This window comes from Allobosea sp. GW821-FHT10B12 (genome assembly GCF_059415545.1).
Window position 1 is genome coordinate 652,524 of record NZ_JBWKNL010000003.1, and the last position, 14,846, is coordinate 667,369.

General features: G+C 67.8%; 12 protein-coding genes. 6 read left to right on the plus strand and 6 right to left on the minus strand.

Features of this window, described 5'->3' with window-relative positions; translation table 11 throughout:
• Positions 1-217 precede the first annotated feature (217 nt).
• Complete coding sequence (locus AC07O0_RS13175) at positions 218-2,203, plus strand: protein meaA (RefSeq protein WP_494623645.1); 1,986 nt, start codon at positions 218-220, stop codon at positions 2,201-2,203.
• 337 nt (positions 2,204-2,540) lie between these two features.
• Entirely contained in the window at positions 2,541-3,545 is a 1,005-nt protein-coding gene (locus AC07O0_RS13180) for a trypsin-like serine peptidase (protein ID WP_494623649.1), read from the plus strand.
• Between the two features lie 183 nt (positions 3,546-3,728).
• Here the strand turns inward: AC07O0_RS13180 and AC07O0_RS13185 are convergent, their stop codons facing one another.
• From AC07O0_RS13185 to AC07O0_RS13195, 3 genes are all read right to left on the minus strand, one after another.
• On the minus strand, positions 3,729-4,598 hold the full coding sequence (locus AC07O0_RS13185; RefSeq protein WP_494623651.1) for an urea carboxylase-associated family protein: 870 nt from the start codon (positions 4,596-4,598) through the stop codon (positions 3,729-3,731).
• Between the two features lie 49 nt (positions 4,599-4,647).
• Positions 4,648-5,265 (minus strand): J domain-containing protein, encoded by a 618-nt coding sequence (locus AC07O0_RS13190; RefSeq protein ID WP_454024893.1) that lies wholly within the window; start codon positions 5,263-5,265, stop codon positions 4,648-4,650.
• A 176-nt stretch (positions 5,266-5,441) separates the two neighbouring features.
• Positions 5,442-7,073, minus strand: coding sequence for a M14 family metallopeptidase (locus AC07O0_RS13195; protein WP_494623654.1), 1,632 nt, complete (start codon positions 7,071-7,073; stop codon positions 5,442-5,444).
• A gap of 106 nt (positions 7,074-7,179) precedes the next feature.
• On the opposite strand from AC07O0_RS13195, the gene AC07O0_RS13200 reads away from it, so the two are divergent.
• On the plus strand, positions 7,180-7,443 hold the full coding sequence (locus AC07O0_RS13200; protein ID WP_494624210.1) for a BolA family protein: 264 nt from the start codon (positions 7,180-7,182) through the stop codon (positions 7,441-7,443).
• Positions 7,444-7,446: 3 nt separating this feature from the next.
• Here the strand turns inward: AC07O0_RS13200 and AC07O0_RS13205 are convergent, their stop codons facing one another.
• From AC07O0_RS13205 to AC07O0_RS13215, 3 genes are all read right to left on the minus strand, one after another.
• A complete protein-coding gene (locus tag AC07O0_RS13205) occupies positions 7,447-8,640 on the minus strand; it encodes an MFS transporter (protein ID WP_494623656.1) in 1,194 nt (397 codons plus the stop codon).
• Positions 8,641-8,701: 61 nt separating this feature from the next.
• Positions 8,702-9,871 (minus strand): acetyl-CoA acetyltransferase, encoded by a 1,170-nt coding sequence (locus AC07O0_RS13210; protein ID WP_494623659.1) that lies wholly within the window; start codon positions 9,869-9,871, stop codon positions 8,702-8,704.
• A 142-nt stretch (positions 9,872-10,013) separates the two neighbouring features.
• A complete protein-coding gene (locus tag AC07O0_RS13215; protein WP_494623661.1) occupies positions 10,014-10,919 on the minus strand; it encodes an EamA family transporter in 906 nt (301 codons plus the stop codon).
• Positions 10,920-11,106: 187 nt separating this feature from the next.
• On the opposite strand from AC07O0_RS13215, the gene AC07O0_RS13220 reads away from it, so the two are divergent.
• The 3 genes from AC07O0_RS13220 to AC07O0_RS13230 are packed head-to-tail and all read left to right on the plus strand — an operon-like array spanning position 11,107 to position 14,752.
• The gene (locus tag AC07O0_RS13220; RefSeq protein WP_494623663.1) at positions 11,107-12,663 is read left to right on the plus strand and encodes a D-alanyl-D-alanine carboxypeptidase family protein; all 1,557 of its coding nucleotides are present in this window, start codon (positions 11,107-11,109) and stop codon (positions 12,661-12,663) included.
• 28 nt (positions 12,664-12,691) lie between these two features.
• The gene (locus AC07O0_RS13225) at positions 12,692-13,609 is read left to right on the plus strand and encodes a DMT family transporter (RefSeq protein ID WP_494623666.1); all 918 of its coding nucleotides are present in this window, start codon (positions 12,692-12,694) and stop codon (positions 13,607-13,609) included.
• Between the two features lie 6 nt (positions 13,610-13,615).
• Positions 13,616-14,752, plus strand: coding sequence for a CobW family GTP-binding protein (locus AC07O0_RS13230; RefSeq protein WP_494623668.1), 1,137 nt, complete (start codon positions 13,616-13,618; stop codon positions 14,750-14,752).
• Positions 14,753-14,846: the final 94 nt, after the last annotated feature.

The window sequence follows — 14,846 nt, forward strand, 5'->3', positions numbered from 1 at the left end:
AATCTGCGAATGGCCGACGGAGACAGTCAATCGACAGGATGGCCGAGCGAGCATGCCCCTGTCGCAACCCTGACGTGCTTCGGCCTCGGCCCAACCGGGCTCAGCGGGCCTTCTCCCAATGTCGTAGGCGACGCCGCAGCCCACTGGCGTTATCTTCGCTGCAGTGCAACAATCGAGATTGCACGAGCACATCAAGACGGCACGGCAGGGAGCGACCATGAACGCGATCGATCCGCTTCGGAATCAGGTCCAGCGCGACAAGCCCTGGATTTTCCGGACCTATGCCGGCCATTCCGACGCGTCCGAATCGAACAAGCTCTACCGGACCAACCTCGCCAAGGGCCAGACCGGCCTCTCCGTCGCCTTCGACCTGCCGACCCAGACCGGCTACGATCCCGACCATGTCCTGTCGCGCGGCGAGGTCGGCAAGGTCGGCGTGCCCATCACCCATCTCGGCGACATGCGGGCGCTGTTCGCCGAGATCCCGCTGGCGCAGATGAACACGTCGATGACGATCAATGCGACGGCGGCCTGGCTGCTCTCGCTCTACATCGCCACCGCCGACGAACAGGGCGCCGATCGCGCCGCCCTCCAGGGCACGACCCAGAACGACCTCGTCAAGGAATACCTGTCGCGCGGAACTTACGTCTTCCCGCCGCGTCCCTCGATGCGGCTCACCACCGACATCGTCGTGTTCACGGCGCGCGAACTGCCGAAATGGAACCCGACCAATGTCTGCTCCTACCATTTGCAGGAGGCCGGCGCCTCGCCGGTTCAGGAGCTCTCCTTCGCGCTGGCGACCGCGATCGCCCTGCTGGAATCGATCAAGGCCCGGCCGGAAGTAGCGCCCGAGGAGTTCGGCGGCGTCGTCGGCCGCATCTCCTTCTTCGTCAATGCCGGCATGCGTTTCGTCACCGAGCTCTGCAAGATGCGGGCTTTCGTCGATCTCTGGGACGAGATCACGCTGAAGCGCTTCAGCGTGCTGGAGGAGCAGCACCGCCGCTTCCGCTATGGCGTCCAGGTCAATTCGCTCGGGTTGACCGAGCCGCAGGCCGAGAACAATGTCTACCGCATCCTGATCGAGATGCTGGCGGTGACGCTGTCGAAGAAGGCCCGCGCCCGCGCCGTGCAATTGCCGGCCTGGAACGAGGCGCTCGGCCTGCCCCGCCCCTTCGACCAGCAATGGTCGCTGCGCATGCAGCAGGTGCTGGCCTATGAGACCGACCTGCTTGAATTCGGCGACATCTTCGACGGCTCGAAGGAGGTCGACGCCAAGGTCGAGGCGTTGAAGACGGCCGCACTGGAGGAATTGGCGAAGATCGACGCCATGGGCGGCGCGCTCGCCGCCGTCGAGAGCGGCTACATGAAGATGGCGCTGGTCGAGAACGGCGCCAAGCGCATCGAGGCGATCGAGCGCGGCGAGCAGATCGTCGTCGGCGTCAACAAATTCACCACCAGCGAGCCCTCGCCGCTCTCGGCCGGCGACGGCGCCGTCGTCACCGTGCCGGATTCGGTCGAGATCGAGGCCATTGGTCGGCTGAAAGCCTGGCGCGCCGCGCGTGACGGCAAGGCGGTCGAAGCTGCCCTATCCGAGCTCGCCAGCGCCGCCAAGGAGGACCGCAACGTCATGCCGGCCTCGATCGCCTGCGCCAAGGCCGGCGTCACCACCGGCGAATGGGCGCAGACCCTGCGCGAGATCTTCGGCGAATACCGCGCTCCCACCGGAGTCGATACGAGCAAACTCGGCGACGATACCGGCCTTGCCACCGTCAAGGCAGCCGTCGCCTTGGCGACCGAGAAGCTCGGCCGCACGCCGCGCTTCCTCGTCGGCAAGCCGGGATTGGACGGCCATTCGAATGGCGCCGAGCAGATCGCGGTGCGGGCACGCGATGCCGGCATGCAGGTCTCCTATGGCGGCATCCGCCAGACGCCGGAGGAAATCGTGACGCAGGCCAAAGAGACCGAGGCCGACATCATCGGGCTCTCCATCCTCTCCGGCTCGCATCTGCCGCTGGTGCGCGACGTCACCGCGCGACTGCGCGTCGCCGGCATGGACGTCCCCGTGGTGGTCGGCGGCATCATCCCGCCCGATGACGAGAACGCGCTGAAGAACATGGGCGTCGCCCGGGTCTATACGCCCAAGGACTTCGCCCTCGACGGCATCATCGCCGACGTCGCCGGGCTGGCGGCGAAGAAGGGCTGAACTACTAGGCCTCCCAACCACCGCGTCGTCCCGGACGGAGCTTAGCGAAGATCCGGGATCCATTCCGGAGCCTTTCCGATTAAGGTTCAGGCATGGGTCCCGGGTCTCCCTGCGGTCGCCCGGGACGACTCGCGTTTTGGTGTCTCTCAACGCGTATTTTGCTACCTGGCTTCCCGGGTTCTCCGCATACGCGAAACCGGCTCAGGCTTCCCCAAGCGCGTGCGGATGACTATCGTCCCGAAACCGCTCGATTGCCGCCATAGTGCTGGCGCCGATCAGGCTGAATGGCGGCAGCCGGCAGGGCCGCAAGGGATTCGCTGAGGAGAGGATGAAGCGCATGCCCGCATGGCTGCAGACCAATTTGACCGGAAGCACCATTCGCGCCGCCTGGATCGGCGCCGCCTGCTTTGTCCTCGCAGCGCCCGCCGCTGCCCAGACGATGGGCTTCGATCCCAGCGACTTCGGCAAGGTCAGCATGCCGCGCCGGCAGAGCACCGGCGACGCCGCGACCCATATCGAGAACAACAAGGGCGCCTTCGAGCCGATCGCGGAGCTCGACCAGCGCGATCCGCTCGCCAGGATGGCCAAGCCGGTCGGACGCATCGACATCCTGTTGAAGGACAACAAGACCGGCAAGCAGTCGGGCGCCCATTGCACCGGCGAATTGCTGCCGGGCGATTACGTCCTCACCAACCACCACTGCCTGCCGCAGAGCGGCGAGATGACGCCGATGCGCGCCATCATCGTCATGGATTTCCTGACGCAGGACGGCAAGGGCGCGAAGGTCTTCGAGCTCGAACCCAAGCCGGTCGAATTCAACGCCAACCTCGACTACGCCATCGTCAAGGCCAAGGGCAATCCGACCGCGACCTATGGCTCGGTCAAGCTCGCGGCGACGCCGACCGGCGGCGCCCCCTCGCTGATGGTGATCCACCACCCGGCCGGGCGGCCCAAGGTAATGAGCCGCTTCCGCTGCATGGCGACACGCCAGCAGGGCGACGCGGCCGAGATGCGCCATCGCTGCGATACGCTCGGTGGCTCGTCCGGCTCGCTGCTCTACAACGCCGGCAATGCCGGCATCGCGCTGCACAAGCAGGGCGGCCTCGCCCCCAATGATCCCAACAGCTACAACACCGCGACCAGCATGACCGCGCTGCTCCAGGCCAGCCCCCTGCTGCGCAAGATGGCCGGCGCCGGCGGGCAAGCCCCGGCCGCGGATGGCGGCGGCGGCGTCGCCTCGGGCGGTGGCCAGGACGATCAGCCGAACTCGACCGAGCGCAGCAATCTGCGCGGCTCGGACAATCTCGATACCGACGGGATGAACTCGCTGCTGAAGAACTGAAGCGGATTGTCATTCCGGGGCTTCGCGTAGCGAAGAGCCCGGAACCCAGAACCGATGCCAGTTTGTATTGATGCTGCGAGGGCCGATGCCTCCTTCACCAATGGTATCGGCTCTGGATTCCGGGCTCAGGCCTGCGGCCTGCCCCGGAAAGACGGGAGCGAGTTCCCCGAAGCCTTCCTACCTTTAGCCCTGCTCGCCGTGGCTGCGCCCATAGGGGTTGCGCGGCGGTGAGCGCCAGCCTTCGAGCGTCGCCGGGTCGGCCTCGTAGATCTCGACCTTGAGCGGATGGCAGATTGCGGCGTCGCTTGAATGGGTCTGGCCGCAATCGCCGCCCGGGCAGGCCGAGATCGCCCCGAGCAGGTCGATCTCAGCGAAGAGCTCGAGGAAATCACCGGGCCGGACCGGGCTCGCCTTCATGAAGTATTGCTGGGTGTCGCGGGTGAAACCCGTGCACATGAAGACGTTGAGCACGTCGTGGACGTGATACTCGACCTCGCGTGCCGGCAGCCCCCTCGCCTGCCCGAGCGCGCGGGCGAGGTTCGAATGGCAGCAATGGTGGTAGTCGCCGCCATCGCCCAGCAAGCGGTGGGTATAGGGATCGCAGCGCGTGCCGATCACGTCGTGCACGCCGGCACCGTCCTGGTCGAAGCCGTACCAGCCGAGCGTGTCATAGCTGATCGTCGCCATCGGCCGCAGGTACGGCAGGTTGCTCCAGAGCCGGTCGCCCAGCCCGACATGGGTCGCGTTCAGGGCGCGCGTCTTGCCGCTGAAGAAGCGCTCGTCGAGATCGTCGGCGTTCCATAAATTGAGGTCGCCAACCTGCGGCCCCTCGATGCTGACGACCCGGAAGAAATGGCCCTTCGGCACGCGGAAGCTGCCGGCCTCGCGCGGCGGCACGATGATCTCGTCACGCTTGATCAGCGTCTGGCGAGCCTTTGCCAGCATCGCCATGTCGGCGCCGGGCAGGCTGCCATTGGGGTAGACCACGACCGGCGGCTTACGCCGGCGCTCATCGGCATCGGCGGGGGCAATCACCTGCGAATCCGTCGTCATGGCCTCTCCGGCGGCTCTTGAGTTTGCGAATGTCCTGTCTGGGATCGCGCTAGGCCAGCCCGCTGCTCTTGAGCGTCTGGTAGGCCTTGAGAATTTCCTGCAGCCGCCCCTCGCGCGAGCGGTCGCCGCCATTGGCGTCGGGGTGGAAGCGCTTCACCAGTTCCTTGTAGCGCGCCTTGATCGCGGCGCGATCGGCGCTCTCGTCGAGATCGAGCGTCTCCAACGCCTTGCGCGCCACCACGCCGACGCGCGACTCAGCCCGCTCCTGCTCGCGGCGGACGCGGCCGCGGAACAGGCCGAAGGCGTCCTCGACTTCCGCGCTCTCCTGTCCGCCGGTCACGCGCCCACGCTGCGCCATCCGGGCCGCACTGGCGTTGACGCCGAGCTTCCAGGTCGGCCGGTGGCCGATCTCTTCCTGTTTGGCGTAAGCCGCGAGCGCCTCGTCGTTCATCCCCGCGAAGTAGTTATAGGTGGCGTTGTAGGCCTTCACATGCTCGAGGCAGAACTGGAAGAACTTGCCTTCCTTGCCGCGCCCCATCGGCGCGCGGAACTCGCCCGCCTTCGTACAACCCGGGTGGTCGCAATGGCGCGCATCTGCCTCGACCACCTCTTCCGCCTCGGAAGGGCCGATCCTGATCCGGTCGAAAAGGCGCGAATTGAAGTTCATCGTCTCATGGTTATGCGGGCGGAACGCAGCGTCGACAAGACGGCCGCCGCGCGGATCGCTCTCGCGTCCGCAGCAAGCGAATCGTCCGGCCTGAAGCATGGCCTCGATTGCTTAAGGAACCCGGCCCACCCGGAACGGCCGGCAACCTCGGTATGTAGTGATCCGGCGGACCGAACTCAACGGCCGCAGGCGACATCGCCCCCGGCCGCGAGCGTGAGCTTCGTCCCGCGAGGCACGCGATAGATCGGCGCCTCGCCGGAGGCCGGCGCAGTTTCCACCACCCCGACGCCGACATGAGAGCCCGGAGAATCCGGCTCCAATGAGGCGGCGATCACATTGGCTCCCGCTTGTGTCATCGGCACGAAGACGGCATTGGCCGGTACCTCCATCCGGCGCGGCCTGAGCTCGACCTTGACCGCTTGGTCCGGATTGATGTTCTCGCGGTCGATCTTCTTCACCGGCCCCTGCTGCTCGACCATGAAGGCCTCGACCTCGAGCGTCGCACGCACGCCGAGCGCGCAGGTCGTAATGCCCTTGAGCCTGAGCGCATCGAGCGCCGCCTGCCCCGCCGGCAGGACGAGATAGCCCTCCGGCCGCGCCCGGCGGCTCGTCACCGTGACCTTGCGTGAGTCGCGAAACTCGACCGGGGTCGGCATGTCCGTTCCGGTCGCCGGATCGACCAGCGGGATCGCGACAGTCTCCGTCTCGATGCGGTGGCCGACGATCAGCTCGCCGTGGTTGCGCGCCAGTTCCGCCCGAGCCGCCTTCACCGCCTCCAGCACGGCCTTGTCATTGGCCGCGACCGTATCGAGCACGGAGCGCGAGATCACGTAATGCGTGGCGATGCGGCGCTCCAGGTTCTCCAATTGCAAGCCGACACCGCGCGTCTCGATCAGGAAGGAGACCGCACCGGAGAGCCCGAACAGGTTGCGCGCGATGCCCGGCGCATTGCCGCCCATCGAGACCAGCTTGTCGTCCTTGCGGTAGCTCGTGGTGAAGTACCAGAACGAGGTCAGGCCTTTCTCCGCCATCGCCTTGTCCATGGCGGGCTTGACCAGATCGGCCGCGATCCTGGTCGTCGGGGCCGGCACCGCCGGGTTGGTGGCATAGAGGATCATCGCATCGGCGGCGTTGAGTCCGCCGAACTTCTCCAGCCAGCGATTGGCGACCGAGAATTCGTGCACGTCGACGATCACGTCGGCCGGCAATTCGGCCAGTTTGGCATGCAGCGCCCGCGTTTCCGGCAGCGTCAGCAGCAGATGGTCCCGGTTGAGGTCGAAGCCGCTGGCGCCGGGCCGCTTGTCGGCTGTCGCCCCGTCGGGATTGCTGCGCGGCACGATCACCACCACGAGCTTGTCGAGCACGGTACCAAGATCGCCGATCGCCAGGTCATGCGCCAGCGCCAGCATCGCCTCTGCCCCGGCCGGCTCGTTGCCATGCTGCTGGCCGACGAACCAGACGACCGGCCTGCCCAAAGCCTTCAGCGCCGAAGGATCCTTCAGCCCCTCCTTCGAGAAGATCAGATAAGGCAGGTCGCGCCCCTGCTGCGATGTGCCGAGCGAACCGAGCGCCACCCGAGCGGACGCCTTGGCGGCGAGATCGGCGAGGAAGGCTTCGAGCTCGGCCTGCGTCGTCAGCCCGGGCGTGCCACGCGTCAGCGCCGGTGTCGCGAGTGGTATCGGCACCGGCTTGTAGCGGGCCAGCACCGCCTCGCTCTGCTTGTAGTCGGCGACGCGCCCTTCATCCTGCGCCAGCGCGGGCATTGCGGCGACGCAAAGCGCCAGAGCGAACCTGCGCCAGATCGCCATCATCACCGCCTCCGACCGAAAGACGCGTTTCCACCCCGCCCGACAGGGATTATGAGACTGCCCTGGAAGCCGAGCAAGCAACACGAGAGAAACCCGCATGCCGACCATGGCCGACCGGATCGCCGGCAAGCTCACCGCGCAGCTCACCCCTGAGCATCTCAGGGTGATCGACGAATCGCACCAGCATCACGGCCATGCCGGCTGGCGCGAGGGCGGCGAGACGCATTTCCGCGTCGAGATCATCGCGCTGGCCTTCGCTGGCAAGAGCCGGCTCGAACGCCATCGCCTGGTCAATGCGGCGCTGTCCGAGGAGCTCGCCAGCGGTGTGCACGCACTGGCGATTGCGGCGCGGGCACCCGGCGAGGCCTGAGCCTCAGGCGGCCTTCCGCTCCGGCGTCGCCAGATAGATCGCGGTCGAGGCCAGCAGCAGCGCAGCGAAGCCCCAATGCATGTTGGCGTAGGCGAGCGCCGCGCCCTGCCCCGCGGCCCGCTGCGCCGCGACGAACCAGCCGGAGCCCCACTGGATCAGCCCGGCTCCGGCAATGAACAGGAAATTGATGAAGGTCATGCCGCGCCCGACCAGATGCGCCGGGAAGAACTCGCGCGCATGCGCCATCAGGATCGCATAGGTGAAACCCGTCGCCCCGACGAGCGCGAACAGGGCTGCCGCCCCTATCATGGAGCGTTCGCCTAAGAGTGCGAGCAGGCCAAAGCCGATCCCGGTCGCGACCGTTCCCCAGGCGACCAGCGCCTTGCTGCGGCCGGCCCGCTTCTGCAGTGCGCCATAGGCGAAGGCACCGACGATCATCGTCGTCGCCATGCCCAGCGTCGCATGGCCGGCGGCGATGCCATCGAGCCCATGAACCTGCGTCATGTAAGGCGCGATCCACAGGCCCCGCGCCGTCGCGATGATCGCGTAGCCGACGAGGGTGATCGGCGCGAGCAGCCAGAGCGGCCCGATCGCGGCGATGCTCTTGAGTCCCTGCAGCAGCCCTTCATGCTTGCCCGAAGCGTCGGTGACCGGCGGTGGGTCGCGCACCAGCACTCCGGCGAGCACGGTCGCGAGCAGGAACGCCACGGCGAAGGCGAGCATGGTCGGGCGCCAGCCATAGGCCTGCGCCGCCAGGGCGAGCGGCGCCGCCCCGACCAGATTGCCGAGCGAGCCGAGGCCGATGAAGATCGAGGTCAACAGGCCGAAGCGCGCCGGCGCTTCAGTCCGGGCGAACAGATAGAGCGACGACATGAAGATCGGCGAGCAGCCGATGCCGACCAGCGCCATCGCCAGCGTGGCGATGTTGGCGTTGCCGGCCTGTGCGAACAGGAAGGCGCCGACGCTGCCGATCGCCATGGTCACCGCCACCGTCCGGCGCGGCCCGATCCGGTCGAGCGCCCAGCCGACCGGGAACTGCGCCAGCGCGAAGGCGATGAACCAGGCGGCCCCGAGCAGGCCGAACTCGGCCGGCCCGATGCTGAGGTCGCCCATCACCGGCCCGGCGATCACGCTCAGGAAGGAGCGGTAGAAGATCGACAGCACATAGGCGGGCAGCAGCGCGAGGAAGATGATCACGCCGCCCCTCCGGCCAGTACGAAGATGGCCGCCGACGCAGGTTCGACGGCGGCCTCTTGTTTCACTTCACCCGCTCGAGCACCGAGACGTAGTTCGCGACCGCAGCGCCGCCCATGTTGAAGATGCCGCCGAGGCGCGCATCCTTCACCTGCATGCCCTCCGGCGCCTCGCCAACGAGCTGCATGGCGCTGAGTACATGCATGGAGACGCCGGTCGCGCCGATCGGATGGCCCTTGGCCTTGAGGCCACCGGAGACATTGACCGGCAGCTTGCCGTCCTTCTGGACCCAGCCTTCCTTGATCGCGCGGGCGCCGTCGCCCTCCTTGGTCAGGCCCATCGCCTCGTATTCGATCAGCTCGGCGATGGTGAAGCAGTCATGCGTCTCGACGAAGGAGAGATCCTCGAGCGCGACGCCTGCAGCGGCCAGCGCCTGCTGCCAGGCGCGCGCGCCACCCTCGAACTTCAGGATGTCGCGGCGCGACAGCGGCAGGAAGTCCTGGACATGGGCCATGCCGCGGAAGCCGACGGCGCGGCGCAGGGTCTTGGCGGTCTCTTCGTCTGCCAGCACGAGCGCAGCCGCGCCGTCCGAGACCAGCGAGCAGTCGGTCCGCTTCAGCGGGCCGGCGACGTAGGGGTTCTTCTCGCTCTCCTCGCGGCAGAAGGCGTAGCCGAGATCCTTGCGCATCTGGGCGTAGGGGTTCTCGACACCGTTCTTGTGATTCTTCGCCGCGATCATGGCGAGCGCGTCGGACTGGTCGCCATGGCGCTGGAAATAGGACGAGGCGATCTTGCCGAAGACGCCGGCGAAGCCGCCCTGCACGTCGCTCTCCTGCGCGAGATAGGAAGCCTTCAGCAGGTTCTTGCCGATCTCCGGCCCGGGTGTCGTGGTCATCTGCTCGACGCCGACGACCAGCACCACCTTGGCGGCGCCGGCCTTGATGGCGCGCACGCCTTGGTGCACCGCGGCCGAGCCGGTGGCGCAGGCGTTCTCGACGCGCGTCGCCGGCTTGAAGCGCAGCGCCGGGTCGGCCTGCAGCACGAGCGAGGCGGTGAAGTCCTGGGCCGAGAAGCCGGCGTTGAAATGGCCGAGCACGATCTCGTCGACCTGGTCGGCGGTGATGCCGGCATCGACCAGCGCGTCGGTGGCGACGCGCACGATCAGGCTCTCGACCGTCTCGGTATCCTGCTTGCCGAAGGGCGTGTGGGCCCAGCCGACGATTGCAGCGCTCATGGCCTTCTCCTCGCTAATGTGCAGATACACAGTATCTGCTCCCGCGAAGGCGCGATCGCAAGCCGGCAAGCGCGCACTCCTCCCGTGCGAGGAAAGGCCAATGAACGCGCCGGGTGTCAAGCGCGCAGCTCGCGGCCCTGCCCTACCCGACGGACAGGACGAGCAGGAACCCGACGCCGGCGACGATCAGCGCCATGCCGGCAAGCTCGCGCCAGCTCGTGCCTTCCGAGAAGATCCGGCGCGAGGCGATCTGGGCCAGCGGCACCTCGACCAGCGCCAGCGTGCGCACATTGGCGGCCGTCGTCAGCGAGAAGCCGAGGAACCAGCATTGCGAGGCGGCGGCGCCGAGGAAGCCGGCCGTCAGCGAGCGGCGCCAGTTGCGCAGGCTCAGTACCAGAGCCTTGCGATTGGCGGCGAGCATGTAGAGCGTCAGGATCAGCGTCTGCAAAGCAAGGCCAAGCGCGAGGATCGTGGTCGCCCGCATCAGGAAATGGCCTTCCGGCAGCGCCTGGATCGAGCCGCGAAAACCGATCGCCGAGAGCGCGAAGGCCGCGCCGGCGCCGATCCCGAGCGCCGCCGGACGCATGCCCGCCGCGCTGAGCTTGTCGCCCGGCCGCCACGACATCAGCACGACGCCGGCAGTCGCCACGACGATCGCCGCGAACTTCGCCCAGCCCAGCGCATCGCCGAGCAGCACCGAGCCGAAGAGCGCGACCTGCACCGGCTCCGTCTTGGTATAGGCGGTCGTCACCGCGAAGGAGCGCTCGCGCATCGCCGCCAGCATCAGCGCCGTGGCGAGGATCTGGGTCAACGCGCCGAACACGGCAAAGCCGAAGGAGCGCAGATCCGGCGCCGGCGGCAGCCTGTCGCTGGCAACACAGACGAGGACGAGGAAAAGCAGCGCGAAGGGCAAGCCGAACAGGAAGCGCACCTGCGTCGCGCCGACGACGCCGATCACCTCGGTCAGCGAGCGCTGGGTCAGATTGCGCGCGGTCTGCAGCAGCGAGGCGGCCAGCGTCACCGGTATCCACAGAAGGGTGAAGCTCACGCGCCGAGATCCCGGAGAAAAACCGCCGCCGATGCTTTGAACCACCACGCAGCGCTAGGCAAATCGCCCGATGAGGGGTAGGTATGCGTCATGAGCGAGGCAGGATTGTCGCCCGCCGTCTCGAAAATGCCTCAAGCGTCGCGTTGAAGCCCTCGACCCCCGCCAAGACAGGTTCAGACCTCAGACGATGATCTCGTTTCGCCTCGCCGCCGGCGCCACGCTCGCCTCGCTCCTCGCTGTCGCCGTTCCGGCTGAGGCCGGCACAAGCGTGGTCGTCGACGCCTCTAGCGGCGCCGTGCTGTCGAGCGAGAACCCGACGCAAGCCTGGCATCCGGCCTCCACTACCAAGATGATGACGCTCTACCTCGCACTCAAGGCCATGCGTGAGGGCAAGATCGGACTGGAGACTGCGATCCCGGCCTCGAAGCGGGCCGCCAGCCAGCCGCGGGTCAAGGTCTACATCAAGGCCGGCCAGGAGATCACACTCGACAACGCCATGCGCATCATGATGGTGAAGTCGGCCAACGACATCGCCTATGTCATCGCCGAGGGTGTCGGCGGCGACGTCGAGACCTTCGTCTCGATGATGAATGCCGAGGCCCGGCGGCTCGGCATGAACGATACCCATTTCGTCAATCCGAATGGCTGGCATCATCCCGACCAGCAGAGCAGTGCCCGCGACCTCGCCGTGCTCGCCATGGCGCTGATGAGCGAGTTCGGCCGCTACTCCGACTACTGGAACACCGGCGCGGTCCAGCTCGGCAAGCAGGTGCTCAACAACACCAACGGCCTCGTCGGCCGTTATTACGGCATCAGCGGCATGAAGACCGGCTTCGTCTGTGCTTCCGGCTTCAACGTCGTCACCACTGCGACGCGCAATGGGCGCACCCTGATCGCCGTCGTCCTTGGCGCCAATTCCGGGGCGGAACGTACCGTCAAGGCGGCGCAATTGCTCGATGACGGCTTCGGCAAGTGGGGCGGCTTTGGCGGCAACATCGCCAGCATGCCATCCGGCAATGGCGGGCGCGCCTACAGCATCTGCGACAGCGTCCGCCGCGGCGGCCATGCGCTCGGCGACGATGTCGACTCGGCGGGGCCGATCAGCTTCATCTCGACGAACAGCGGCGTCGGCGGCAATGCCGAGGGCACCTCGGATCGCTTCGCCGTGGCCGTGCCGCAAGGCGGCGCCTCCGGCTCGGTGCTGACGCGCTCGCCTTCAGGCCGCATCACGCTCGGCCCGCGCGCCAAATTCGAGCCGTTCCCGGTTTCCTTCGGCCGCTCGCCCGGCTCGGCTTCAGCACCGCTCGCCGCCAACGCCGTGGCCAGGCCTGATACCCAGATCGCGCGCGAGACGATCCAGCCCGGTGCGCCGGTCGCGGCCGGGCTCGTCGCCGGCAGCCGCACCTTCTCCGGCAACGGCGCGATCCCGCCCTCTTCCTCCGCCTTCGCGCCGGTTGCGCCGACACCTGAGGAGCGCCCCGCCGCGGCCGCGCTCGGCTCCGGCCCGATGCGCTTGCAGGGCGCGATCCAGCCTGGCGCCGCGACGCCCGCGAGCCTGCGCCCCGGCGCTGCTGCCGGCATCAAGGCGGCGAACAAGCCCGCCGCCAAGCCGCTGCTGACCAAGCCGAAGCAGGAAAAGGCTGACCCGGCCAAGGCCAAGCCCAGCCAGGCGCAGGCCAAGCCGCTCGCCAAGCCGCCGGCCCGGCCGGGCGCGAAGCCGACTGCGGCCAAGCCCGACGCCTGATTTCAAGACACCGGCCGAGGGCTGCAACGTGCAGGAGCGCAGTGCCTCCTCGGTCCAGCAAGGCCTCGTGCTAGCGCTCGCCTCCGCCGCCGCCTTCGGTACCAACATCGTCAGCGCCCAGCTCGCCAGCCAGGCCGGGCTGAGCGGCCCGCTGATCGTCTTCTACCGTGTCTTCCTGATGCTGGCGCTCGTCGCCGGCGCCGCCCTTATCTGGCGCGCCAGCCTCGCCGTGCCGCGCCATCGCTGGCCGGCGCTCGCCCTCTTCGGCGTCAGCACCGCGCTCACCGCCTGCGCCTATCTCTCCTCGGTCGCCTTCCTGCCGATCACGGTGGCAGCCGTGGTCTTCTATACCTTCCCCATTCTGATCGTGCTCGCCGAGCCGCTCTTCACCCCGGCCCGCTTCAGCCTCGACCGGGTCGTGATCGCGCTCCTCGCCTTTCTCGGCGTCGCCATGGTCGTCGGGCCCGACTGGCATGGGCTCGACCCGCGTGGGCTCGCGCTCGCGCTCGCCGCGAGTGTCCTGGCCGCGGTGCAGTTCTTCTCGGCGGCGCGTTGCGGCGACACCGGGACCTTGCCGAAGCTGTTCTGGTCGCATCTCGTCATCCTTCCGGTGACGCTCGCAATCCTCGCCCTCACTGGCCTGTTCCAGCCGCCGTCGGCCCTGGTGCTCGCGCCAATCGCGGTCGCGATCACGATCGGCGGCTATCTGATCGGCTTCCTGCTGCAAGTGCTGGCGCTCGCCCGTGTCGCGCCTGGCCCGGCTGCCCTCGCCTTCTGCGCCGAGCCGGTCTTCGCCGTCGCGATCGCCGCGGTCTTCCTCGGCGAACGGGTCGGCTCGCTGCAATATGCCGGCGGAGCCCTTGTCATCGCCGCGATCATCGCCAATGTAATATTGGAACAAAAGCGAGCCCGCCGATTGCCGGCGGTGGCCGTGCCAGGAACCTGACCGCCGATGTCCGAGCAGCCCGTCCGTCCCGAGCCGATCCCGCTGACGCTGCTGACCGGTTTCCTTGGCGCCGGCAAGACCACGCTGCTCAACCGCCTGCTCAAGGACCCGGCCCTCGCCAACACCGTCGTGCTGGTCAACGAGTTCGGTGAGATCGGCCTCGACCACCTCTTCGTCGAGGGCATCGAGGACGGCATGATCCTGCTCGCCTCGGGCTGCCTGTGCTGCACCATCCGCGACGACCTGATCGTCACGCTCGAGGACCTGCTGCGCCGGCTCGACAATGGCCGCGTCGCACCGTTCCGGCGGCTGGTGATCGAGACCACCGGTCTCGCCGATCCCGCGCCGGTCCTCAACGTCCTTATCAACCACCCCTATCTCGCCATGCGCTTCAAGCTCGACGGCGTCGTCACGCTGGTCGACGCGGTCAATGGCATGGCGACGCTCGACGCCCATCCCGAGGCGCTCCGGCAGGCTGTCGCCGCCGACCGGCTGGTGCTAGCCAAGACCGACATCGCCACCGACGCGGATGCCGTTGCCGCGCTGCGCAAGCGGCTCGGCGAGCTCAATCCCGGCATCGCCATCCTGCCCCCTGACGCTCCCGCCCAGGCCATCGTCGGCGCCGGCCTCTACGACATCGCCGAGCGCCCGGACGAGTTGCGGCGCTGGCTCGCGGCCGAAGCCCTGGACGATCATCACCATGATCACGACCATCACCGCGATCATGGCGTGGCGCACAGCCATCATCATCATCACGGCAGCCACAACCATCATCACCACGACGTCAACCGTCACGACGCCAGCATCCGCGCCTTCACGCTGACGGCAGAGGCGCCGATCCGCGAGGCGACCTTCGATCTGTTCTGGACCCTGCTGCGCTCGACCCATGGTGCCAGGCTGTTGCGCTTGAAGGGGCTGGTCGCACTCGCCGAGCATCCCGACGGGCCGCTGCTCGTCCATGCCGTCCAGCAGATCCTGCATCCGCCGGTGCTGCTGCCGGCCTGGCCCGACGCCGACCGGCGCTCTCGCCTCGTCCTGATCGTCAAGGACCTGGAGGAGGAGACCGTCGCCCGGCTCTGGTCGGCCTTCCTCGGCCGGCCCGCTCCCGCTCAGGCCGAGGCTCATCACCACCATCACGCCTGAGAGGCGCGCCGGCCCGCTTCTTGGTTCGTCATGCGCAGACCCCTGCCCCGCTCCGCGCCCACGTGCCGATCCGGCACGGAAGCGCACCGAAGCG

Bases quoted from the DNA above. Each gene is read 5' to 3' on its own strand.
- AC07O0_RS13185 (WP_494623651.1), bottom strand. From the start codon at position 4,598: ATGACGACGGATTCGCAGGTGATTGCCCCCGCCGATGCCGATGAGCGC.
- AC07O0_RS13210 (WP_494623659.1), bottom strand. From the start codon at position 9,871: ATGAGCGCTGCAATCGTCGGCTGGGCCCACACGCCCTTCGGCAAGCAG.
- AC07O0_RS13190 (WP_454024893.1), bottom strand. From the start codon at position 5,265: ATGAACTTCAATTCGCGCCTTTTCGACCGGATCAGGATCGGCCCTTCC.
- AC07O0_RS13175 (WP_494623645.1), top strand. From the start codon at position 218: ATGAACGCGATCGATCCGCTTCGGAATCAGGTCCAGCGCGACAAGCCC.
- AC07O0_RS13220 (WP_494623663.1), top strand. From the start codon at position 11,107: ATGATCTCGTTTCGCCTCGCCGCCGGCGCCACGCTCGCCTCGCTCCTC.
- AC07O0_RS13195 (WP_494623654.1), bottom strand. From the start codon at position 7,073: ATGGCGATCTGGCGCAGGTTCGCTCTGGCGCTTTGCGTCGCCGCAATG.
- AC07O0_RS13230 (WP_494623668.1), top strand. From the start codon at position 13,616: ATGTCCGAGCAGCCCGTCCGTCCCGAGCCGATCCCGCTGACGCTGCTG.
- AC07O0_RS13200 (WP_494624210.1), top strand. From the start codon at position 7,180: ATGGCCGACCGGATCGCCGGCAAGCTCACCGCGCAGCTCACCCCTGAG.
- AC07O0_RS13180 (WP_494623649.1), top strand. From the start codon at position 2,541: ATGCCCGCATGGCTGCAGACCAATTTGACCGGAAGCACCATTCGCGCC.